Below are 20,558 nucleotides of genomic sequence, written 5' to 3'. Positions count from 1 at the left end.
TCTGAACATATCTATCTATGATTTTAAGGTGTGTTTCTTTAGAAAATCGAGAAACACACTTTTATATTTTTCTCCGATCTGATAATTCTGACCGCCTGCCAGTCTTGCAATATTGCCATCCACACGGTCCAGATAGTTTAAAGAGATAATGATTGATTTGTTTATCCTGAAAAAGATATCCATAACCTGCAATTTGTCTTCCATAGCTTTCAGACCGATATAAGTTATTTCGTGACCACTGGTGGTATGTATCATGATATAGTTCAGCATTGCTTCGATATAAACAATATCACTGTATTTTATCTTGATATAGCTACTCTTCTGGCCACCCTTGATAAATAAGAATTGCTGTTCGTCTTTTTGTAACCTCAGGATATCCTGGTATTTCAGCGTCAGATCTTCTACTTTTTGTCTGAAAGAAAGATAACTGACAGGTTTAAGCAGGTAACCATCTGCCTTGGCCTGGAATGCTTCAGGAGCAAAACCCCTGTGTGCAGTTACATAAACTAAGAAATGACAATAGTTATTCATAATCTCGGCAGCCTCAATTCCATTGAGTACCGCCATACTGATATCTGAGAAAATAATATCGATGTGATTTGTTTCCTGTAAATAGGCAATAGCCTGTCTGGCATCCGAAAAAGTCTCCAGCAAATTTAAATGAGGTACCTGGGCAATCAGCTCGCAAAGCTCATCAATAGCATGAGGTTCATCGTCAATAACAATACAACTCATTATCATAGATTATTCTTTTTTTTAACATGATCAACCGCTATAAATATACAAGCATTAATATTATAAGAGGCTTTTTTCGATAAAATTTCGGGCATTCATATAATATATTAACCAGTTAATATAAGTTTTTACAAATTGATATCCCTGAATTATATCTTGTTATTAAACGAAAAAAATAAATATAAGTATATAAAAATAGAATGTTTTGTGAAAATTGATGTGAGTTTGCGGCTAAGCAAACGTTTGTGTTGAAGGTCATATAAGTTTTGTAACCATCAAAATCAACTGATAATTAAAAACAGCAAAAAAATAATAACCTACGGCCCTGCAACTACTTAAGAAAACAATATAATACCGATGAAAAACAAAGAGAATACAAAAAGGAAGTTATTAGATGCGGTGGGTGAAATCATCAAAAAAAGCGGATTTAATGGATTAGGTGTAAATAAGGTCGCTAAGCTGGCCGGAGTTTCAAAAATCCTGATCTACCGTTATTTTGGAGATTTTCACCAGCTGATTAAAGCCTATGTGGCAGAAAATAATTTCTGGACAAACAACGTAACTGATCCGGCCGGATCAGAAAGTACACCGGATATTGTACGTGAACATATCATGTTAATATTAAAGGAACGGTTTCATCACTTTTATAATCATTGTGAACTGGAAGCTATATTACTTAATGACACTTCCGGTTACAATCTCATTATTAAAAACAGGGCGAATGATAACCGTTTACACAACAGAAAGGCGCACAGTCTGAAAGAGGCAATTTCCGGCGATCATCATATCAGTTATTTTAATGTGGTTTCTGCTTTACTTGTTGCCGGAACTGATCTGCTTGTTTTAGGCGGGCTTCAGGAAAAGAAAGAGGAGTTGCAGCAATCTATGGGACAGCTTGTAGAATGGACGTTTGGAGAAGCTCTCAAAGTATAAGAGCCTGTTTAAATTCATCTGCTCATTTGTTTATGCTTCTTTTTAGCTGCAACTTCATCCTATTCATTTCAGGTAGGAAAGCTACCAGAAATAAATAGGACTCGTTTCGCTTAAAAATAAGCTGTAAACAATTTGAACATCTAAAATTAAACAGGCTCTAAGGATTACAATTAATTGTACTTTACGTAACGCGTTTTTAAAAATAAAACATCACTTTTGCAATCTTGATAAAGCAAAAGAAACATGTAAATAATAAAAGCGCTATTTATGGAAGAAAAGGTTGTTGAAGAAGTTGTTGAACTAATTGAGCGTGATGGTGATGGACAATTAGGGGAGTATTTAGATGCGCTTAATATTTCGGATGTTGAACATCTTATAGACGAACTTCCTCAATATGCGGTTAAATTCATTAACACTCTTTCTATTAAAAGGGCAGTTAATGTTTTCAGAATCCTGGATTTTCCAACCCAGGAAAAAATTATAAAAAAGCTTCCCGGAGAAAAACTTGCCCAGCTGATTAATCTGCTGCCGCCGGATGACAGGACCTCCCTGTTTTCTGAGCTTAAAGGGGATGCTGTAAAAAAGCTGATCATTTTATTACCTGCAAAAGACAGGGTAGAAGCCTTATCGCTTCTTGGTTATAAAGAAGATAGTGTCGGGCGTTTAATGACGCCCGATTATATTGCTGTCAAAACGGACTGGACGGTTAAACGGGTTCTGGAACACATCAGGAAATACGGAAAAGATTCGGAGACTATTGATGTTGTTTATGTAATCGATGAGAATGGAATTCTCCTTGATGATATCAGAATAAGAGAAATCCTTTTGGCCAACCCGGATGTCCCAGTAGGCGAACTTACAGATAACAGGTCAATTGCGCTGAACGCAAATGATCCGCAGGAGGAGGCTATTAATGTCTTCAGAATGAATAACAGGGTAGCCTTACCAGTAACAGATGATAATCATGTTTTGCTGGGTATTGTGACTGTAGATGATATCCTGTGGATAGCCAATGAAGAGTATACGGAGGATATGCATAAAATAGGGGGTACCCAGGCACTGGACGAACCCTATCTGGACATGCCTATTTTTGGCTTGTTTAAAAGAAGGATTGGCTGGCTGGTAGTTCTTTTCCTTGGGGAGATGCTGACAGCTACGGCAATGGCACATTTTGAAGCAGATATTGCTAAAGCGGTTGTGCTGGCTATGTTTGTCCCGTTGATTATCTCAAGCGGAGGTAACAGTGGTTCTCAGGCTTCGACACTGATTATCCAGGCAATGGCTTTGGGTGAGATCACGATAGGGGACTGGTGGAGGGTTATGCGAAGAGAGATTATCTCGGGACTGATGCTTGGACTGGTTCTGGGTACTATAGGCTTCATGAGAATCTTCATCTGGACTCTGTTCTCTAACTTATACGGACCGCACTGGGCACTGATTGGTGTAACTGTAGGTGTAGCCCTGATCGGTGTAGTTTTATGGGGTTCTCTGGCAGGATCTATGCTTCCGTTACTATTGAAAAAACTAGGGGCTGACCCTGCAACGTCATCTGCGCCGTTTGTAGCTACCTTAGTGGATGTAACCGGGCTGATCATTTACTTCTCTGTTGCGGTTATGTTCCTGACAGGGGTATTATTGTAAATATCTAATCATTTCATATAAAAAAAGCTCCTGTGTATCACAGGAGCTTTTTTTATATGAAAGATATTTTTAATCTGGTTTATACGTTGAAACGGAAGTGCATAATATCACCATCTTCAACTACGTAAGTTTTACCTTCAACACCTAGTTTTCCGGCATCTTTACAAGCATTTTCAGATCCTAAAGTGATAAAGTCATTATATTTAATAACCTCAGCACGGATAAAACCTTTTTCAAAATCGGTGTGGATTACACCAGCTGCCTGAGGAGCTGTAAATCCTTTAGTGATTGTCCAGGCTCTTACTTCCTGAACACCTGAAGTGAAATAAGTATATAAATTCAGTAAACGGTAAGCCGCAACGATCAGTTTATTTACACCAGATTCAGTTAATCCAAGATCCGATAAAAACTCCTGGCGCTCTTCATAACTTTCCAGTTCAGCAATTTCGGATTCGATTTTTGCAGAGATAATTAAAACTTCTGCGCCTTCATTCTTAACATTTTCCTTAACCAGGTCGACATAAGCATTTCCGTTGATTACAGAGTTTTCATCAACATTACACACGTACATTACCGGTTTCTGGGTTAACAGACCAAGATCCTGAATGAAATCAAAATCTTCCTGAGTTAAAGCTGCAGAACGAACAGATTTTCCACTTTCCAGGTGAGGTTTGATCACACTTAGAATTTCGAAAGTCTTTTTCGCATCCTTATCAGTTTTAGCTAGTTTCTCCACTTTCTGAATACGCTTCTCAACAGTATCCAGATCTTTTAGCTGTAATTCTGTATCGATAATTTCTTTATCACGGATAGGATCAACTGATCCATCCACGTGAATTACATTTCCATCGTCAAAACAACGAAGAACGTGTATGATGGCGTTAGTTGCCCTGATGTTTCCCAGGAACTGATTTCCCAGTCCTTCTCCTTTGGATGCACCCTTTACCAAACCAGCGATGTCAACAATTTCAATTGTATTCGGAACCACGCGATTCGGTTTTACCAGTTCAGCTAATTTGGTTAACCTGTCATCAGGTACCGTAATTATGCCAACATTAGGTTCGATCGTGCAGAAAGGAAAATTAGCTGCCTGAGCTTTTGCGTTTGATAAACAGTTAAATAAGGTGGATTTTCCAACATTTGGTAAACCAACTATACCACATTGTAATGCCATGAATGATTTTTTTCTTGATTTGGCGCAAAGGTATCAATTTTTTTAAATCCATAATGCAATAAACTTGCGGCACACCCAAATATTCTTTATGTTTAAAGACTTAAAACACAATTTCAGTACTACACAAGATCATGGACAACTTTGAAGAAATAAAACCGGAATTGCAGGAAGATGCAGAGGTGGATGCATTATGGATTACGGAAGATATACGGAGTTATATCTATCAGGCAGCAAAATGGACTAAGTTTCTATCAATTATAGGTTTTGTACTGACGTTTATGTGCATATTTACGGCCATCAGTGCCGGTGCAATTTTTGATGCTTTAAATGCAGCCTCACCTGGTAACCCTATCCTGAAGTTAGGGCCTAATGTATTAATGGTGATTTATCTGTTATTTGCCCTGCTGCAGTTTTATCCAAGTTTTTTACTGTTTAAATTCTCAAGCTCAGCCAATAAGGCTGTTTTATTTGCCGATCAGGCAAGTTTGAGTGTGGCGATGAGCTCTATCAAATCGTTTTTTAAATTCTGGGGGGTATTAACCATCGTGTTGATTGCATCCTATATTGCGATGCTTTTTATGGTCGTTGCTTTTGCAGGTCATTAACCTGCTTTTAAGGCCTTCAGATTTCAGTGAAATTACATAATGGGTAATTCGATCTGCTGTTTGAAGGTTTTAATTTCATTGGTTAACAAATGCTCGAAATAAGGATTTAACAGGCGGGCAATACCGATCCCTAAACCTCCGGCCGGCGGGTAATAGGAAATAACTATTCTGAGTTTGGTAGCCAGGCCGTCCGCTGTTTCTGTAAATTCTACCTTGCCTACATGTTTGATGATCGAGCTGGTTGTCGATCTCCATCCGATCAGATGATTGGGCTCGTCTTTCACAATCTCTGCTTTCCAGTCTAACTTAACAAGGTTGCCCAGTACTCTGCTCTTCCATGCCGATAACTTCTCATCTAACATCTTAACATCCATTAAATGCTTCAGACTACCAGGAAGATTATTCAGGTTGCGCCAGTGGCTGTATACTTCGTGTGCCGGCCTGTCAATGATAAACTCTCCGCGAACGTTAACAGCATGAGGTCTTCTGGCATCTATACCTAAGCGTTCGTATAACAGACAATGTCCAGTAAAACCTCTGTAAGTAAGATACGCACCGTATAGAAATTTTGTCTTTAAAGGACTTTTTATGCCTTTGCTCAATAAAATGGCACCAGTAAATACGGATACAAGACGCTCAGTTAATCCCACATTTGAAAAATGATGCTTGTCTATAGAAAACTTGCCGGAACGTAATTTCAGATGTGTGTGATGTGTTTCCATAAGGAGATGATTTTATTCGCATCTAATTAACAGTTCAGAGACAATACTGTTTCGGAAAAAGTATTTAAATATAAAAAGGGGTATCCGCTTCAGCGTTACCCCTTTAAAGTGTTTGCGGACTATGCTTCAAAAACCTGCCAATTCTTTTGCATCATGCAAACACACCCTAACCAACTGAAAAAACTATCTTTACAGATAAAATCTTAATCGCCAATAACCTCCATTGACTGTTCATTTTATCCTTAAAACAAATTTAGTATCACTGAATTAAACGAGAATTAAAGGCGAATTAAAAATTGGTTAAAATAATCAGAATCTGATATGGAAGACTGTTCCCTGGTCAATTACTGAAGTTACAGTGATTTTTCCCTTGAAGAGATTGATGATTTTATTGGCCATATACAGGCCCATTCCGTTGCCCGAATGTTCAACTTTATGTGAAGAGCTATAAAAGGGTTTGAAGATATCGCTCAGTTTATCCTGGGCAATACCAACACCCTGGTCACTGATGGTTAGTGTTAAACCTTCTTCGGTAATTTCAAGCAGGCAGCTTACCTGCTGATCATCAGAGAATTTAAAGGCATTGCCAATGATATTATCCAGGGCAATTTGCAATAGAGTAGGGTTAGCGGTAATGATTAAGGGCGAATCATCTGTCATGGGCAGATTCTTCATCTCTACGGTTAATTTATTAGGACCCTTACGCTGGTTCCATTCGGCCTGCAATTGCCAGATCAATTCGTCAATACGGATCTGCTGCGCAAGGGAAGAGCTATATTCTAAGTCGGCCTGTGCCAGGTTAAATAAGGCAGTAATAATATTTTCGAGTTTTTCTGCATCCTCCAGTACAGACTGAAGTGCTTTCTTGTAATCTTCTTTTAAACGGTCTTTGGAAAGGGAAATCTCTGCACCAATGATCATCCTGGTCACCGGGGTCCTCAGTTCATGGGAAGCATTGGCTACAAATGTTTTCTGTAAAATAAAAGAGTGCTCCAGGTGCTCCATCAGATTGTTGAAGTTCTGCGCCAATAAGGTGATCTCATCGTGATTGGTACCTTCTTTTACCCGGAAATGGAGATTATTTGATTTGATGAGTTTAACCTGATCAATAAATACATCCAGTGGTGATAATATTCTTTTGGCAATCCACCGCCCGGATAGCAGCAAACCAATGAAAATGACGATGAATACACCGATCATCACGTTCAATAATTTATTTATTCTGGTTTCTGTGCTCTTGTCTATTGCAGAAGCGAGTATCACAAAGTTACCCTGATTGTCTTTATAGAAAATACCAACTGCCTGTCTGTCACCATGTTTGAAGCGTATTTTACCCGCTTCTCTTACCTTGTTGATGGTTTCGTTGGTCCAGAATTGTTTGGCATCTCCAATAAAGGCTGCACTGTTGCGGTCATTGTAAATCCGGATAACCTCACCATTCAGTTTTTCGAGATATTGCGCCCTGACTTTATTCAGGGCTTCATTTGAGATTTCATCCGCCTGCAGATATAACTTGGCGGTAACCATGGTCCGGTCAGTCAGACGATCAAAAAATTCGGACTCCATCACCTTATTGAAGGTGAAATAGATAGCTGATAATACGCACAACAAGGTGATCGTACTAATCAGCGTAAAGTATAAAGCCAGTCGGTCTTTGATCTTCATGGCCGGCTTTACTTCATAATGTAACCCATGCCAATTTTTGTATGGATCAGTTTTCTGTCAAATCCTTTTTCGATTTTATTCCGCAGGAAATTCACATAAACATCAATCACATTTGTGCCTGTATCAAAACTGATATCCCATGCATTTTCTGCAATATATTGCCGTGACAGAAGGCGGTTAGGGTTTTTAAGGAATAATTCCAGTAAGGTGAATTCTTTCGCTGTAAGCGGGATATCTTTACCGGCCCGCTGAACAGTCTTACTGTAAGTATCCATGACGATATCTTCAAAGCTCAGGGTATGGATCTGCTGATGTTGTGTAGTATTCTGCAATCTCCGGACCATGGCCTCTATCCTTGCCAGTAATTCCTTAAAATGAAAAGGTTTGACCAGATAATCATCCGCACCGGAATTTAGTCCGAGTACTTTATCATCAATAGAGCCTAAAGCAGTCAGCATCAGAATAGGCACGTCTTTATTCGTTTGCCTGATCTGGCGGCATACCTCAATACCATTCATTCCCGGCATCATGATGTCGAGAATCAGTAAATCAAACTTTCCTTCCTGGAAGGTATGAAGGGCCTCCAATCCATCAGGGATAGTAGTGACGTTATAGTTATGTTCTTCCAAACCCGTTTTCACAAGGCTGGCGATTTTTACATCATCTTCTGCTAATCCGATATTAAACATTTGCTGAGTAGAGTTGGTTGTGTCACAAAGGTAACTATCTAAATCCAAACTCATTCATTTCCTTTTTGTCCGTCTTTAAATTCTTTCATTCCCTGGCCAAGCCCTTTCATGAGCTCAGGGATTTTTTTACCTCCAAAAAGAAGTAGTACAACTACCAGGATCACCAGGATTTCGGGGGTGCCCAGTGAAGCTAAAATAATAGGTTGAGGCATATCTTTTAAAAATTAAGGGTGTGTTTTGTTGGGTCAAAAATAAAGTAGAGTGATTAAAGACCGATTAAAATTTAGTTAAACCAGGGTTAAAATATTGTTAGTTTCTCTTGATAGTACTTGTTTTTTGCATCTGGGCTCATGATTTTTTTGGTTCAAAACTGGATTTGAAGGGCTGCTTTCTAGTATTAATACTGGCTTAATTAAACCTTAATCTTTCTTTCGTTTATAAAATTGTACCTTTGCAAAATTGTTTGCAATCTGTATGGGTTTATCCTGTAATTCAGTCAGTTAAATACAAGCAATAATTGCCATTAAATATATTATGAAGAAGATTGTCGATTACAGAAAATTGTTAGGTGTTCAAAAAGATGCCGAGCTGAAAGAGTTAAAAACCATTTACAGAAATTTAATGAAGGAATATCATCCGGATAAATTTCAGGAAAGTGATGAAGCTAAATTAGCTGCTGAAACAAAAAGTAAAGAAATTATTGAAGCTTATCACTTCCTGGTTAGTATTGCTCCTGAAACGCTTGCTGGCTCAATTGAAGAATACACAAACACAATCAGTTCATGTGGTATTGCTGACTATACCTGGGCTGGACTTGTACTTACAGTTCATTTCCTTGATGGAAGCGGATATGAGTATTTTGAAGTTCCAAGAGCAATATATGTGAAATTGGTTAATGCAGATTCTCCTGGTAGATTTGCACGTCGTCATATCTTCAACTCTTTCCCTTACAGAAATATCGTAAAATTAGAAACTGCCTAATTAACAGGTTAGTTCTATCTATCGGTCAGGATGGTTTTCATAGCTCAGCTAAGAAGACATATCCTGACCGATCATATTCCACACCTTTTCCCACACAATATCTGCTGGTTTTTGTTTAGTATTGAGGAGATTGTTTGATCCTTTAACTATGCATAACCCGATTGACGCAGATCATATCAATATCCTGCCATCTCATGGTGAGGTATTATTATATCCCACTTTCTTTGACCCTGAAGAGAGTGATTCCTATTTTAACTATTTAAAAGAAGACGTTTCCTGGATGCAGGAGCCAGTTATTCTGTTTGGTAAAAGAGTAATGCAGCCCCGTCTGACTGCTTTTTTCGGTGATAAGGGGATGGAGTACAGTTATGCGGGCCTGAAGATGAAAGCTCTTGAATGGAGTCTGCCTTTACTGAAAATCAAAGAAAAGCTGGAAGCTAAATGTGAACATCAGTTCAATGTCTGTTTATTGAATTATTACCGGGACGGCCAGGATTATATGGGCTGGCACAGGGATAATGAACATTCGCTGGGAGAATTCCCGGTTATAGCGTCTGTTAGTTTTGGGGCGACCCGGATATTTCAGTTCAGAGATTATAAGGAAAAAATGCCGGTGATCTCTTTAGAACTGGATCATGGCAGTCTGGTCCTGATGAAAAGACAGACTCAGCAGTACTGGGAGCACCGCCTGACCAAAACGACTTTTCAAGTCGGCCCACGTATTAATCTGACTTTTAGATTAGTCCATCTTAAATGACCAATTAACCCTATCTAAGCCATCCTGTTTGTTGCAACTAAGTCAAAATTGAACCTAAATTCCGAACAGAATGATAATAGGTTTATATTTGCTAACAGTGTTAACTTATGCAGATATATGGGAATAGTTGAGCGTAAAATGCGTCATAAAGAAGAGATCCGTTCAGGGATATTGGCTGCAGCCTGGCATATGGTACTGACTGATGGATGGCAGTCTCTTTCTATCCGGAAAATTGCAGATGCAATAGAATATAGCATACCAGTAATTTACAATCACTTTGAAAATAAAGAAGCCATATTACTGGAGTTTTCGAAAGAAGGCTTTCAGAAGATGGCTTTGGTACTGCATGAGGCTAAAAGCACTGTTGACAAACCTGATGCGCAATTAGAGGCAATGGCTTATGCGTACTGGGATTTTGCTTTTGAAAATAAGGAATATTATCAACTGATGTTTGGTCTGGGCATTCCTGCCTGTGAAATGGTTAATCAGTTCGCTGAAATTAAGGAGATGACTACTATTCTGATTTCTACGATCAGGGAGGCATTAGTTCAGGTCAATAATGAACAGGCTGATTATTTTCTGAAATATCATGCTTACTGGTCTATTCTGCATGGATTGGTTTCTATACAGATGATTGAGAAAAGTGGTAAAACAGATGCTTTCAGGAAGATGATTCTCAAAGATGCTATCAATGGGTTCTGTAAGTCCCTGGCTTTTTAAGATTTTCTCTACAGAATTGCCTGGTTAACCACGGCTATAAGTCGTTTTATGTAAGTTTATTAAAGTTTGGTAATTAAACCCTTATCATTAAGGGATCAATATTAAAACAACTGAGCTTACCTATGAAATCCTGCATTATTCTTTTTATTTTAACTCTTAGCCTTGGTCTAAAGGCTCAACATAAGTATGTTCTTTATTATGATAATAGAGATAGTTCTGTTGTCAATTTTTTTAGTGAACCGAGGGTGTCTCTAATGTTAGAAGAGAATCCGAGGTGTGGATTTTCTACCGTTAATTTTACCGTTTCAGAAAAAGGAAAAGTTATCGCTATACAGAATTTAAATAACCAGGACGATCTTTTTTTTAAGACTGCAAAAGATGCCATTGAAAGATCCAGTAGCTTCTGGATAATTAAGTCCGGATTAAAAGAACAGAATTTTCAAATTACTTTTTTTATTATATCTACCAGATTGGATGCTTTACGGAAAAGTGATCCAAAGAATAGTGCGTTTAAAATACCTCTTGATAGCTATATCAAATATAATGACAACCCAAAAGAGCTTACTATCCTTCCAACAGTCACAATTCTTTTTAAAGAAGGATCTAAAAAACCTATCTATACATGGTGACATTTTAGAAATCTGGCCTATCCAATAAATCAGAATGGGCCAGGTAAAATGTCCGGCTGGATGATTGGCCATAGGAACCGGGCCAAAAATTCGTTTTAAGAGGTAGGTATTATTCAATGGCTGGTACCTACTAATCTCACCTTTATTTAAAGGCGACTTACTAAGGGGAAGAATCTAATTACCCAGCAACTGGTCACTGGTACCAAGCTAATGTTCGTTTGTTGAGACAAGTATTACTCACCGTAAAAAATATTAGCAATAAGTTATGTTCGAATTTCCTATAATATTAATAGCTTTAGAGCTTAAAAAATACAAGTTATGAAATTAAAAGAATTAACTCTCTCATCTATCTTAATCCTATCGATGGGACTCAGTGCTAATGCACAAGACGCAATTACCTGGAGTACATTTCGAAACGGCAGCAAGGTTGCTGATACCGTGGCACTAGGAGACTACTTGCCTCTTAAAGATAACGAAGTATATGTTGAAGCTGTCGTCGAATTACCAAATATCTCTAAACCAGAACTTTTTTCCCGGGCTAAACTAGCGATCCAGAAAACTTTTACAAACAACAAAATAGGTACATCAAATTACGACTCTGAGGCAGGAATATGTAGTATAAATAATTTTTATGACATAAGTGACATGACTGCTTTAAGTGCCCTAGGATCAAACCCTAGTACTGATCAATATTATTTCAATGCTTTACTTTCTATTATCGTTAAAGACGGAAAATACAAAATCAAAATGGAGGTGCCACAATATACCTACGGTCAATCTTCAAGATATAAATCATATACAGATTTTCAGTCACAAAGCATGCCTGTCAAAAAATTGGCTAATTCTCGTCAAAATGGCAAGAGACAAAGAATGAGAGTTTTGAAGACTCTTAATGATAAAATGCTAGTTACATTTAACTTAGTTCAAAGGGAGATGGGTAAAAAGCTTGATACAGATTTTTAGTTATAATTTATATTTCAATGTGAAGTGATCCGAGATCACCTTTTAAGTTCGCTACTTATCAAAACTTTCGCTCCATCACTCTTACCAATATTGTAGATCGGAATTAGAATTATAAAGAAAACGAATGCAAGAAAAATTGCACGTACATATGGATTATCAGAATCAACTATTTTTTCAATATTATTTTTCATCTTAATCTGATTATTACATGAAAAGGTTATAGTTGAAGTTACAGATTACCTCAGCTATAACCAAATTTAAAATTTACTTTGTCATATATCCTACAGCTACACCCAAGCCATGTGCAAAACCATAAAAAGGGCTCAAAGCCGAAATAGCATAGTATTTTACAACAACTCCCAAAATACTTATTCCACCATTAATAGTGCTCAATTCTTGATCTGGTATTTCTTCCAATCCCATTGTTGAGATTGTTTCTTGAGAAATTTTTTTCATAATTTTGGTCAGTATTAAATTTTATGTCAATTATATACAATAAGCTATTGTATTGCTATTTCAAATGAGCACCATCGTATTTTCCAATGTCATAAAACGCTTGACATATTAGTCCCCCCGTTAATAAAACCAAATCATAGAGGCCTACTCCGCCCTCAACTTCGATGGTTTTCCAAGAGTTTATTTTAAATTGTTACATTTACTTTTGATTCTAACCATGATTTTAAATAATGAACAGACTATTTAACACTAATTACAATCATAGGGGGCTGGATATAGTACTTCTGGTTCTACGTCTGGCTATCGCTTTGCTGATGTTGTCGCATGGAATTCCAAAATTGAATATGCTTTTTGCCGGTGGTGAGATCAAGTTCATGAACCCTATTGGTTTGGGTGACACTGTTACCCTTGTTCTTGCTGTTTTTGCAGAAGTAATCTGCTCGGTATTTCTGATAATGGGTCTTTCGGTGCGTTTGGCTGTTATTCCTTTAATTGTCACCATGCTGATTGCTATTTTTGTCGCACATGGAAATGATGGGTTAAAAGAACAAGAACTAGCCATTCATTACCTGCTGACTTATATTGTACTACTTTTCGCCGGTGGTGGAAAAATAAGTATAGACAGCCTGATCAGTCGTAAAGTAGCCAGATCAAGAAGATATAAGTAGCAAGGCAATAATTCAGAATTAAACCGTTATAAGGGGAGACTACTAGAGAAAAATAAAAATGAAGAGAATATTATTGATTTGCCTGACGGTAATGACAGTGGTGGGTTGTGGTGTAAACAAACAAGCACAGCAAATCAAAGCCCTGGAAAGTTGTAAGTATAAAATAGTTTCTGCCGATAACCTTTCAGTCGCTGGGGCAGACGTTAAAAAATTATTGAATAATCAGGAGATTAACCTGGCAAGTCTACCAGGATTAGCCTTTGGGTTACTGAGAAGAGACGTCCCTTTTCATGCCAGACTGAATATGGAAATTAATAATCCATCTGGTAACCTGGCTGCAATCAACCAGTTTGAATATAAAGTACTGATCAATAAACAGGAACTTGCAACAGGTTTTGTCAATCAGCAGGTAAGTATTCCTGCGGGACAATCGGTAGTGGTACCAGTAGATTTGAATGTGAATATATACCAGTTTATTTCTAATCAAAAAGTAATGTCCGAAATCTCTGATTTCGTACGTGGCAGTGCCAATGGTCAGGAAAGAAAAGGTTTAGTTACTCTTAAAATCAGACCAAGTATTATGGTAGGTGGTACCCTGATTAAATATCCTGGTTTCATCAGTATAGATAAAGAAGTAAGCAGTAAACTCCTGTTATAATCCTTGACTACAGGATTGTTACCAATATTTGTTATTAAATAAACATAATAGAGGGGGATTTTTAATTATTTTCGACAATTGATCTAACCCTGTATGAAGTGTCGTTTATCTTTCCTCTGTTTATTTTCCCTCGCTCCGTTTTTTGTTCAGGCTCAGCAAGCTGAACTGAATGCTGCAGAAATCAGGCAGGGACTAGCCAGTTTGAATGTAACTGGTAGTGTATTATACATTGCTGCACACCCTGATGATGAAAATACCCGCTTATTGGCTTATCTCTCTAAAGAGAGGAAGGTACGTACTGGTTATCTGTCATTAACCAGGGGCGATGGCGGACAAAACCTGATCGGTACTGAGCAAGGAGAATTATTGGGGCTGATCCGTACCCAGGAACTTTTAGCCGCAAGGCGGATGGATGGGGCCGAACAATTCTTTACCAGGGCCAATGATTTCGGTTTTTCAAAAAATCCAGCAGAGAGTTTCAAAATATGGAATAAAGAACAGATTCTTTCTGATGTAGTCTGGGTGATCCGTAAGTTTCAGCCGGATGTGATTATTACCCGTTTTCCTGAAGATTCACGTGCAGGACACGGACATCATTCTGCTTCAGCAATCCTGGCCAGAGAAGCTTTTACCGCGGCTGCCGATCCGGCACGTTTCCCAGAACAACTTAAATTTGTTAAAATCTGGCAGGCTAAACGCATTGTCTGGAATACTTTCAATTTTGGTTCGACCAATACAACAGCCGACGATCAGTTGAAAATTGACGTTGGTGTTTTTAATCCCCTACTGGGCAAAGGTTACGGGGAAATTGCAGCTGAAAGCCGTTCTAATCACAAGAGCCAGGGATTTGGCTCAGCTAAACAACGTGGTTCGGCCATAGAGTTCTTTAGCCCGATCGGTGGTCAGACAGCCAAAACTGACCTTTTTGATGGGATTAACCTGAACCTTGACAGAACTCAAGGAATGCAGAAAGCACAACAGTTGCTGAATACAATTATAACCGGTTATGATCCGGCAGATCCTTCAAAATCTATTCCTGCTTTACTGCAATTGAAGGAAGAAGTGAAAAACCTGTCTTTTAAACATGAACAGCTGGATGAACTCATTCTCGCCTGTGCTGGCATATGGTTGGAAACAACAATTCCTGAGACATCTTATGCCATCAATGATACTATTCCGGTTACGATCAATGCGATATCACGCGTAAAAAAAGACTTTCCGATCAAAATTTCCTTACAGGCAGTTAATGCCAGTCAGCCGGTATCTTTGATTCCGGATCAGTTATTAGCACAACATACAAAAATTGCTGCTAATCAATTAGGCAGTACACAACCTTACTGGCTGGAGAAAAAACATCCGATAGGAACTTATATCATTGATTCTTTAGCCTACCTGGGTTTGCCTGAAGCTCCGGCTCCGCATGCAGGTGTACTCAAGGTCTTATTTGGTGATCAGGCCATAACAGTTACCCGTCCTTTGGTCTATAAACATACTGATCCGGTAAAAGGAGAATTATACCAGCCATTGGTTATTGCGCCGCCTATTACGATTACACTGGCAGAGCATTCTTTTGTTTTTACCAATAATAACCCTAAAAAGATAACCGTACAGCTGAAGAGCTTTAAAGCAAATTCGAAAGGGGTACTTCAGCCAGAAGTCCCTGCCGGATGGAAAGTATCCCCAGAAAATATGACTATTGATCTTCCTCAAAAAGGGGAGGAGCAAAACGTTGAATTTACAGTTACACCAGCAGGAAATGTAACTGATGGCCAGTTTTCTTTAGCCATTAATGTAGAAGGACAAACTTACCGCAAAGGGTTGAAGGTAATCGGCTATGATCATATCCCGGTACAAACCTTATTCCCGCTGGCAGAAGCAAGAGTAGAGAAAGCTGATCTGAAGTTTGCAGGGAAGAAAATTGGTTATATAGCTGGTGCTGGCGACCTGATCCCTGAATCACTGACTCAGATTGGTTACCAGGTGACCAGGCTGACGGAAAACCAGGTGATCAATAATGAACTGTCTGGTTATGATGCGATCATTACAGGTGTGCGTTTATATAACATTAACGAAAAGATAGCACTGATGCAGCCTAAGCTGATGAGTTATGTTAAAAATGGAGGTGTTTTATTAGTCCAGTATAATGTCAATGCGCCTTTAAAAATTACTGATATAGGTCCTTATCCTTTCCAGCTTAGCCGTGACCGGGTAACAGAAGAAGATGCAAAGGTTACTTTTCTGAAGCCTGATGACCCTGCATTAAATTTTCCGAATAAGATTACCAGCAAAGATTTCGATGGCTGGATACAGGAACGTGGTTTATATTTTGCTACTGCGATAGATTCACATTATACACCAGTTTTACAAATGAACGATACGGGAGAACCAGCTGGTAACGGATCGTTGCTGGTTACTGATTATGGAAAAGGTAAGTTCGTATATACTTCCCTGGCCTTTTTCAGAGAGCTGCCTGCCGGTGTTGCCGGTGCTTACAGATTATTTGTAAACCTGATCTCTAAAAACACAACCAGGTAATGGAATCTCCGAAACGCGGACAGGATCTGCCTCCCTTTGTCAAAAGCTGGACTCAGTTTTACTGGTTGCTGGCCGGCTGGCTGGTTTTCCTGATCCTGATTTTTTACCTGTTTACCCAATATTTTGAATGAGTTATATTGACTGGGGTGTTTTAATTTTTACGCTGATTGTAATTGTTACCTATGGCATTTATAAGAGCCGGGGTGCGAAAAATATCGATGGATATCTGCTGGGGAACCGTTCTCTTCCCTGGTATAGTGTCTGCCTTTCGGTGATGGCTACCCAGGCCAGTGCAATCACTTTCTTGTCAGCTCCCGGATTAGCTTACTCTTCGGGAATGAGTTTTGTGCAGTTTTACTTTGGTTTACCACTGGCGATGATCGTACTGTGTGTCACCTTTGTGCCCATTTTTCACCGGTTAAAAGTATATACCGCATACGAATACCTCGAGCAGCGTTTCGATCTGAAAACACGGGCATTAACAGCTTTTCTGTTTTTAATACAAAGAGGTCTGTCTACCGGGATTACGATTTATGCACCTTCTATTATTTTATCCACTATACTGGATATCAACACGACTTATACCACACTGGTGATCGGCGGAATTGTGGTCGCCTATACGGTTTATGGAGGAACTAAAGCTGTTTCCTATACACAGATGCTACAGATGAGTATTATCTTCTGCGGACTGTTTGCTGCGGGGATAATGGTTGTTCATTTACTTCCGGGTGATGTAGGGTTCAGTAAAGCAATTAGTATTGCGGGTAAGATGGGGCGTACCAATGCGATTGATTTCAAATTTGACTGGAATAATCCCTATACGGTTTGGAGCGGGTTAATAGGTGGTTTCTTTCTCCAGTTATCCTATTTTGGAACTGACCAGAGTCAGGTGGGCCGATATCTGACAGGTGCTTCTGTTGGTCAGAGCCGTTTGGGTTTATTGATGAACGGGCTGGTGAAGATACCTATGCAGTTTTTAATCCTGCTGATCGGAGTACTGGTTTTTACTTTTTACCAGTATAATAAACCACCGGTTTTCTTCAATAGCTTCGAACTCAATAAACTCGAGAAAAGTACTTACAATCCACAGCTGAACCAGCTTAAAAAAGACTACCAGAAAGCCTTTGAAGAAAAACAGGTTGAGGTCAACAAGCTGAATGCAGCTTTGGACCGCCAGGATAAACCAGCTATTGATCAGCAGCGGATAGCACTTAAACAAGCTGATGAGCAAAGTAAATCAGTACGGGAAAAGGTGAAGAGTCTGATGCTTGAAAACGACCCTCATGCTGATGTCAATGATAACAATTATATATTCCTGAGTTTCGTGACAAAATATTTGCCTAAAGGGTTGATCGGCTTGTTAATCGCTATTATTTTCCTGGCTTCTATGGGATCTACAGCAAGCGCTTTAAATTCTCTGGCTTCTACCAGTGTAATCGATATTTATAAACGACTGATCAATAAAGATGCGACCGAAGAAAACTATTTAAAGGCATCCAGATGGTCAACGGTGATCTGGGGACTGGTCTGTATCGCAATGGCTTTATATGCCAGTAAAATCGGAAATCTGATCGAGGCGGTAAACATTCTGGGATCTTATATTTATGGAACGATCCTGGGGGTATTCCTGGTTGCTTTTTATCTGAAACATGTAAATGGCAGGGCCGTATTTTACGCGGCGATCCTGACTGAGGCGGTGGTTTGTATCTGTGGTTATCAGAAGGTCGTTGCTTATTTATGGCTTAATCTGATAGGCTGTTTGCTGGTTGTATTACTTTCTTTACTGTTTCAGGGCTTATTATTAAAGCGGAAACTCAACATAGAAAACTGATCCCTGATTAGCCTCACTTTCAACCCAGATCTTACCTCCATGAGATTCGATAATCTGTTTTGAGATGGCAAGACCAATTCCAAAAGGCTGTTCTCCGGCAGTACCAGATCTTTTGGCCTGACTGAACATATCGAAGATTTTATGTTTGATATCAGCAGGTATTCCTATTCCATGATCTTCTACAGCTATTAATACTGTCCGGACTCTTTTCCTCATTTTTATGGTGATTATTGCTGATTCCGGGCTGAACTTAATCGCATTGCCGATCAGGTTACTCATTACGCGCCACATCTTCTCTGTGTGCAGTGGAATAACTACATGTACGGCATGCAAAATCAATTGCTGGTTTTTCTCTTCAGCCTTATGACGGAGCAGGTTCACACAGTAATTCAAAAGGATGTATAGATCTACAGGCTCTTTTTGCAGTTTTTCAACTTCATTATTCGCTTTAAGCAGATCATTAACCAGGTGCAGCGAATTTTGCCCCGAGGTTTTAATCATACCCAGCATTTCCAGATCATCTTTTGAACGATCATCTTCTTTCAGCATTAAATCGGCTATCGAAGTGATATTTCCAATTGGATTCCGCAGGTCATGCGCAACAATCATCATCATCCGGAAATTCTCTTCCTGACTTTGTTCCAGTGAGTCAAGTGTCCTCTGCATATTGATATTCTGCTCGCTGATCTGTTTATTGATCTTTCTCGTTCTTTTGAGATTATGCCAGATGAAGAAAAGAATAACTATGATCATAAACATACAGAAGATAGCGGCAGCCAGGTAAACGGTTTTGAGCTGGTTATCCTTATTCAGCAGGGCCATGTTGTATTTCTGTTCAGTATCCCTGAAGGCCTGGTCTATGTCGAAATTTCTCAGTTCTTTATCAACCTTATAAATAGAATCCCGGCTCTGGTTATAGCGTTGTAAATAAGGATAAGCTTTCATGGGTTGGTTTTGCCCATTATAGTATTCATATTTAAATCTGGCCCACTTCAACCTGATATTTGTATTCCGCAGACTCATCCCTTGTGTTGTGGATAAGTAGGATTCCATTTCATCCAGTAGTTTACCTGCTGCTTTAAAATTGGAGTGACCCAGATAGAGTTCAATCAATTTATATTTGGCCGTTTGCGCATCCCGGATTTCATATCCGGGACGGTCATTGATTGCTATACTTTGTTTCAGATATTTTTCGGCCTGTTCATAATTGTTATGTTTGGCATAAATACCACCAAGGTTTCCAAGTACTACACCATTTGCAGCGGAAATAAAATCCTGCCTGTCAGGGAAAAGGTCTTTTTTGCTGGAAATCAGTTGCAATGCCTTGTCATAGTAAATAATGGCGCTATCTGGCTGACCTGAACGTTCAAAACACATGGCAATCGTGTTGAGATAGGTTTGCGGGAAAATAAACAGATAATTAAAACCACTGCTGGCTTTACAGTCTTTGTTTTCGTGAATTGCCTCTTTGAAATAGGGAATAGCCTTCTGATATTGTTCCTGGCTAAACCTGACCATACCCAATTTATTACTAAATACGGAAAGTGCACAGTCTTCCAGGTTTTTCTTTGCAAAAGATTTGCCGTCATAGTAGATCTTAAATGCTTCAGTATATCTTTTCTCGGCCATTAAAACCTCACCCAGAAAGAAGAGGCCATTAGCATATTCATTTTTGTAAGTGATTTCCTTGTCTTTCAGGAGCAGAAAAATGCTGTCCGTATAAGATCTGGCCTGATCAGGATTGAAATCATTATGCAGATATATGTTAATGAGATTATCATATTTTCTGTAGATATCATTAATTCCGGGTTTCGGGAAGGCTTTATAGGCAGAGTCCAGGTAGGTTTCGGCCCGTTTATACTGACCATCTCCAATATAAGTAGAAGCCTGATTAATTACAGTATCGAAATGAGCTTCATGATTAGGACGGGATTCGGGAACTGGCTTGTTGCAAGAGGTCAGAAACAGGACATAAATTACAAATATCACTGATGCAATACATCCGTATAGTCCCTTATTATAGACAGTAAATTGACAAAGCATAAACTAGATGATCGGTACTTAATATACTACATAAATCATTCCTTTTGTTTACTTAATTTTTAAAAAAATATTAACATGCCTTAACAGGAAATTAATAAGCTTATAATCAGGTTAAACCTATACTGATCACCTGCCTTTAAATAAGGTTTAAGG

Annotated in this window: 21 protein-coding genes; 13 read left to right on the top strand and 8 right to left on the bottom strand. The window is 38.8% G+C overall.

Features of this window, described 5'->3' with window-relative positions; translation table 11 throughout:
- Positions 1-15 precede the first annotated feature (15 nt).
- The gene (locus HDF25_RS11220) at positions 16-735 is read right to left on the bottom strand and encodes a LytR/AlgR family response regulator transcription factor (protein ID WP_184624852.1); all 720 of its coding nucleotides are present in this window, start codon (positions 733-735) and stop codon (positions 16-18) included.
- A 357-nt stretch (positions 736-1,092) separates the two neighbouring features.
- Here HDF25_RS11220 and HDF25_RS11215 point away from each other — a divergent pair, with 357 nt between their 5' ends.
- The gene (locus HDF25_RS11215) at positions 1,093-1,668 is read left to right on the top strand and encodes a TetR/AcrR family transcriptional regulator (RefSeq protein WP_184624851.1); all 576 of its coding nucleotides are present in this window, start codon (positions 1,093-1,095) and stop codon (positions 1,666-1,668) included.
- Positions 1,669-1,935: 267 nt separating this feature from the next.
- Entirely contained in the window at positions 1,936-3,309 is a 1,374-nt protein-coding gene (mgtE, locus tag HDF25_RS11210; RefSeq protein ID WP_184624850.1) for a magnesium transporter, read from the top strand.
- 79 nt (positions 3,310-3,388) lie between these two features.
- Here mgtE and ychF read toward each other — a convergent pair whose 3' ends face one another.
- Positions 3,389-4,483 carry a redox-regulated ATPase YchF gene (gene ychF / locus HDF25_RS11205; protein ID WP_184624849.1) on the bottom strand — a complete coding sequence of 365 codons (1,095 nt, stop codon included), beginning with the start codon at positions 4,481-4,483 and terminating at the stop codon, positions 3,389-3,391.
- A gap of 131 nt (positions 4,484-4,614) precedes the next feature.
- Here ychF and HDF25_RS11200 point away from each other — a divergent pair, with 131 nt between their 5' ends.
- Positions 4,615-5,088, top strand: coding sequence for a hypothetical protein (locus HDF25_RS11200; protein ID WP_184624848.1), 474 nt, complete (start codon positions 4,615-4,617; stop codon positions 5,086-5,088).
- Between the two features lie 32 nt (positions 5,089-5,120).
- Here the strand turns inward: HDF25_RS11200 and HDF25_RS11195 are convergent, their stop codons facing one another.
- From HDF25_RS11195 to tatA, 4 genes are all read right to left on the bottom strand, one after another.
- Entirely contained in the window at positions 5,121-5,810 is a 690-nt protein-coding gene (locus HDF25_RS11195) for an SRPBCC family protein (RefSeq protein ID WP_184624847.1), read from the bottom strand.
- Positions 5,811-6,119: 309 nt separating this feature from the next.
- A complete protein-coding gene (locus tag HDF25_RS11190; protein WP_184624846.1) occupies positions 6,120-7,475 on the bottom strand; it encodes a sensor histidine kinase in 1,356 nt (451 codons plus the stop codon).
- An 8-nt stretch (positions 7,476-7,483) separates the two neighbouring features.
- The gene (locus HDF25_RS11185) at positions 7,484-8,218 is read right to left on the bottom strand and encodes a response regulator transcription factor (protein ID WP_317618201.1); all 735 of its coding nucleotides are present in this window, start codon (positions 8,216-8,218) and stop codon (positions 7,484-7,486) included.
- A complete protein-coding gene (tatA, locus tag HDF25_RS11180) occupies positions 8,215-8,376 on the bottom strand; it encodes a twin-arginine translocase TatA/TatE family subunit (protein WP_184624845.1) in 162 nt (53 codons plus the stop codon). The genes HDF25_RS11185 and tatA overlap by 4 nt, the downstream gene beginning before the upstream one ends.
- Positions 8,377-8,698: 322 nt before the next feature.
- On the opposite strand from tatA, the gene HDF25_RS11175 reads away from it, so the two are divergent.
- From HDF25_RS11175 to HDF25_RS11155, 5 genes are all read left to right on the top strand, one after another.
- Positions 8,699-9,145, top strand: coding sequence for a KTSC domain-containing protein (locus tag HDF25_RS11175; RefSeq protein WP_184624844.1), 447 nt, complete (start codon positions 8,699-8,701; stop codon positions 9,143-9,145).
- A 148-nt stretch (positions 9,146-9,293) separates the two neighbouring features.
- A complete protein-coding gene (locus HDF25_RS11170; protein WP_184624843.1) occupies positions 9,294-9,902 on the top strand; it encodes an alpha-ketoglutarate-dependent dioxygenase AlkB family protein in 609 nt (202 codons plus the stop codon).
- 117 nt (positions 9,903-10,019) lie between these two features.
- Positions 10,020-10,622: a TetR/AcrR family transcriptional regulator gene (locus HDF25_RS11165; RefSeq protein ID WP_184624842.1), complete on the top strand. Its 603-nt coding sequence runs from the start codon at positions 10,020-10,022 to the stop codon at positions 10,620-10,622.
- 122 nt (positions 10,623-10,744) lie between these two features.
- Positions 10,745-11,251 (top strand): hypothetical protein, encoded by a 507-nt coding sequence (locus HDF25_RS11160; protein WP_184624841.1) that lies wholly within the window; start codon positions 10,745-10,747, stop codon positions 11,249-11,251.
- A gap of 318 nt (positions 11,252-11,569) precedes the next feature.
- Positions 11,570-12,214: a DUF4468 domain-containing protein gene (locus tag HDF25_RS11155; protein WP_184624840.1), complete on the top strand. Its 645-nt coding sequence runs from the start codon at positions 11,570-11,572 to the stop codon at positions 12,212-12,214.
- A 264-nt stretch (positions 12,215-12,478) separates the two neighbouring features.
- Here HDF25_RS11155 and HDF25_RS11150 read toward each other — a convergent pair whose 3' ends face one another.
- Positions 12,479-12,670, bottom strand: coding sequence for a hypothetical protein (locus HDF25_RS11150; protein ID WP_184624839.1), 192 nt, complete (start codon positions 12,668-12,670; stop codon positions 12,479-12,481).
- A 230-nt stretch (positions 12,671-12,900) separates the two neighbouring features.
- Here HDF25_RS11150 and HDF25_RS11145 point away from each other — a divergent pair, with 230 nt between their 5' ends.
- The 5 genes from HDF25_RS11145 (at position 12,901) to HDF25_RS11130 (ending at position 18,362) form a co-directional block, all read left to right on the top strand.
- Positions 12,901-13,338: a DoxX family protein gene (locus HDF25_RS11145; RefSeq protein WP_184624838.1), complete on the top strand. Its 438-nt coding sequence runs from the start codon at positions 12,901-12,903 to the stop codon at positions 13,336-13,338.
- Between the two features lie 58 nt (positions 13,339-13,396).
- Positions 13,397-13,996, top strand: coding sequence for a hypothetical protein (locus tag HDF25_RS11140; protein WP_184624837.1), 600 nt, complete (start codon positions 13,397-13,399; stop codon positions 13,994-13,996).
- A 93-nt stretch (positions 13,997-14,089) separates the two neighbouring features.
- Positions 14,090-16,531: a PIG-L family deacetylase gene (locus tag HDF25_RS11135; protein WP_184624836.1), complete on the top strand. Its 2,442-nt coding sequence runs from the start codon at positions 14,090-14,092 to the stop codon at positions 16,529-16,531.
- Positions 16,531-16,662, top strand: coding sequence for a hypothetical protein (locus HDF25_RS25840; protein WP_260409361.1), 132 nt, complete (start codon positions 16,531-16,533; stop codon positions 16,660-16,662). Before HDF25_RS11135 ends, HDF25_RS25840 begins: the two co-directional genes overlap by 1 nt.
- Complete coding sequence (locus HDF25_RS11130) at positions 16,659-18,362, top strand: sodium:solute symporter (RefSeq protein ID WP_184624835.1); 1,704 nt, start codon at positions 16,659-16,661, stop codon at positions 18,360-18,362. Before HDF25_RS25840 ends, HDF25_RS11130 begins: the two co-directional genes overlap by 4 nt.
- On the opposite strand, the gene HDF25_RS11125 is transcribed toward HDF25_RS11130, so the two are convergent.
- Positions 18,333-20,405, bottom strand: coding sequence for a tetratricopeptide repeat-containing sensor histidine kinase (locus tag HDF25_RS11125; protein WP_184624834.1), 2,073 nt, complete (start codon positions 20,403-20,405; stop codon positions 18,333-18,335). The genes HDF25_RS11130 and HDF25_RS11125 overlap by 30 nt on opposite strands.
- Positions 20,406-20,558: the final 153 nt, after the last annotated feature.

It is taken from the genome of Pedobacter cryoconitis, assembly GCF_014207135.1.
In the GTDB taxonomy this organism is placed as follows: Bacteria; Bacteroidota; Bacteroidia; order Sphingobacteriales; family Sphingobacteriaceae; genus Pedobacter; species Pedobacter cryoconitis_D.
This window is presented reverse-complemented; position numbering and strand designations above follow the sequence as displayed.

Coding starts and splice junctions, on each gene's coding strand:
- HDF25_RS11220 (WP_184624852.1), bottom strand. CDS start 735: ATGAGTTGTATTGTTATTGACGATGAACCTCATGCTATTGATGAGCTT.
- HDF25_RS11215 (WP_184624851.1), top strand. CDS start 1,093: ATGAAAAACAAAGAGAATACAAAAAGGAAGTTATTAGATGCGGTGGGT.
- mgtE (WP_184624850.1), top strand. CDS start 1,936: ATGGAAGAAAAGGTTGTTGAAGAAGTTGTTGAACTAATTGAGCGTGAT.
- ychF (WP_184624849.1), bottom strand. CDS start 4,483: ATGGCATTACAATGTGGTATAGTTGGTTTACCAAATGTTGGAAAATCC.
- HDF25_RS11200 (WP_184624848.1), top strand. CDS start 4,615: ATGGACAACTTTGAAGAAATAAAACCGGAATTGCAGGAAGATGCAGAG.
- HDF25_RS11195 (WP_184624847.1), bottom strand. CDS start 5,810: ATGGAAACACATCACACACATCTGAAATTACGTTCCGGCAAGTTTTCT.
- HDF25_RS11190 (WP_184624846.1), bottom strand. CDS start 7,475: ATGAAGATCAAAGACCGACTGGCTTTATACTTTACGCTGATTAGTACG.
- HDF25_RS11185 (WP_317618201.1), bottom strand. CDS start 8,218: ATGAGTTTGGATTTAGATAGTTACCTTTGTGACACAACCAACTCTACT.
- tatA (WP_184624845.1), bottom strand. CDS start 8,376: ATGCCTCAACCTATTATTTTAGCTTCACTGGGCACCCCCGAAATCCTG.
- HDF25_RS11175 (WP_184624844.1), top strand. CDS start 8,699: ATGAAGAAGATTGTCGATTACAGAAAATTGTTAGGTGTTCAAAAAGAT.
- HDF25_RS11170 (WP_184624843.1), top strand. CDS start 9,294: ATGCATAACCCGATTGACGCAGATCATATCAATATCCTGCCATCTCAT.
- HDF25_RS11165 (WP_184624842.1), top strand. CDS start 10,020: ATGGGAATAGTTGAGCGTAAAATGCGTCATAAAGAAGAGATCCGTTCA.
- HDF25_RS11160 (WP_184624841.1), top strand. CDS start 10,745: ATGAAATCCTGCATTATTCTTTTTATTTTAACTCTTAGCCTTGGTCTA.
- HDF25_RS11155 (WP_184624840.1), top strand. CDS start 11,570: ATGAAATTAAAAGAATTAACTCTCTCATCTATCTTAATCCTATCGATG.
- HDF25_RS11150 (WP_184624839.1), bottom strand. CDS start 12,670: ATGAAAAAAATTTCTCAAGAAACAATCTCAACAATGGGATTGGAAGAA.
- HDF25_RS11145 (WP_184624838.1), top strand. CDS start 12,901: ATGAACAGACTATTTAACACTAATTACAATCATAGGGGGCTGGATATA.
- HDF25_RS11140 (WP_184624837.1), top strand. CDS start 13,397: ATGAAGAGAATATTATTGATTTGCCTGACGGTAATGACAGTGGTGGGT.
- HDF25_RS11135 (WP_184624836.1), top strand. CDS start 14,090: ATGAAGTGTCGTTTATCTTTCCTCTGTTTATTTTCCCTCGCTCCGTTT.
- HDF25_RS25840 (WP_260409361.1), top strand. CDS start 16,531: ATGGAATCTCCGAAACGCGGACAGGATCTGCCTCCCTTTGTCAAAAGC.
- HDF25_RS11130 (WP_184624835.1), top strand. CDS start 16,659: ATGAGTTATATTGACTGGGGTGTTTTAATTTTTACGCTGATTGTAATT.
- HDF25_RS11125 (WP_184624834.1), bottom strand. CDS start 20,405: ATGCTTTGTCAATTTACTGTCTATAATAAGGGACTATACGGATGTATT.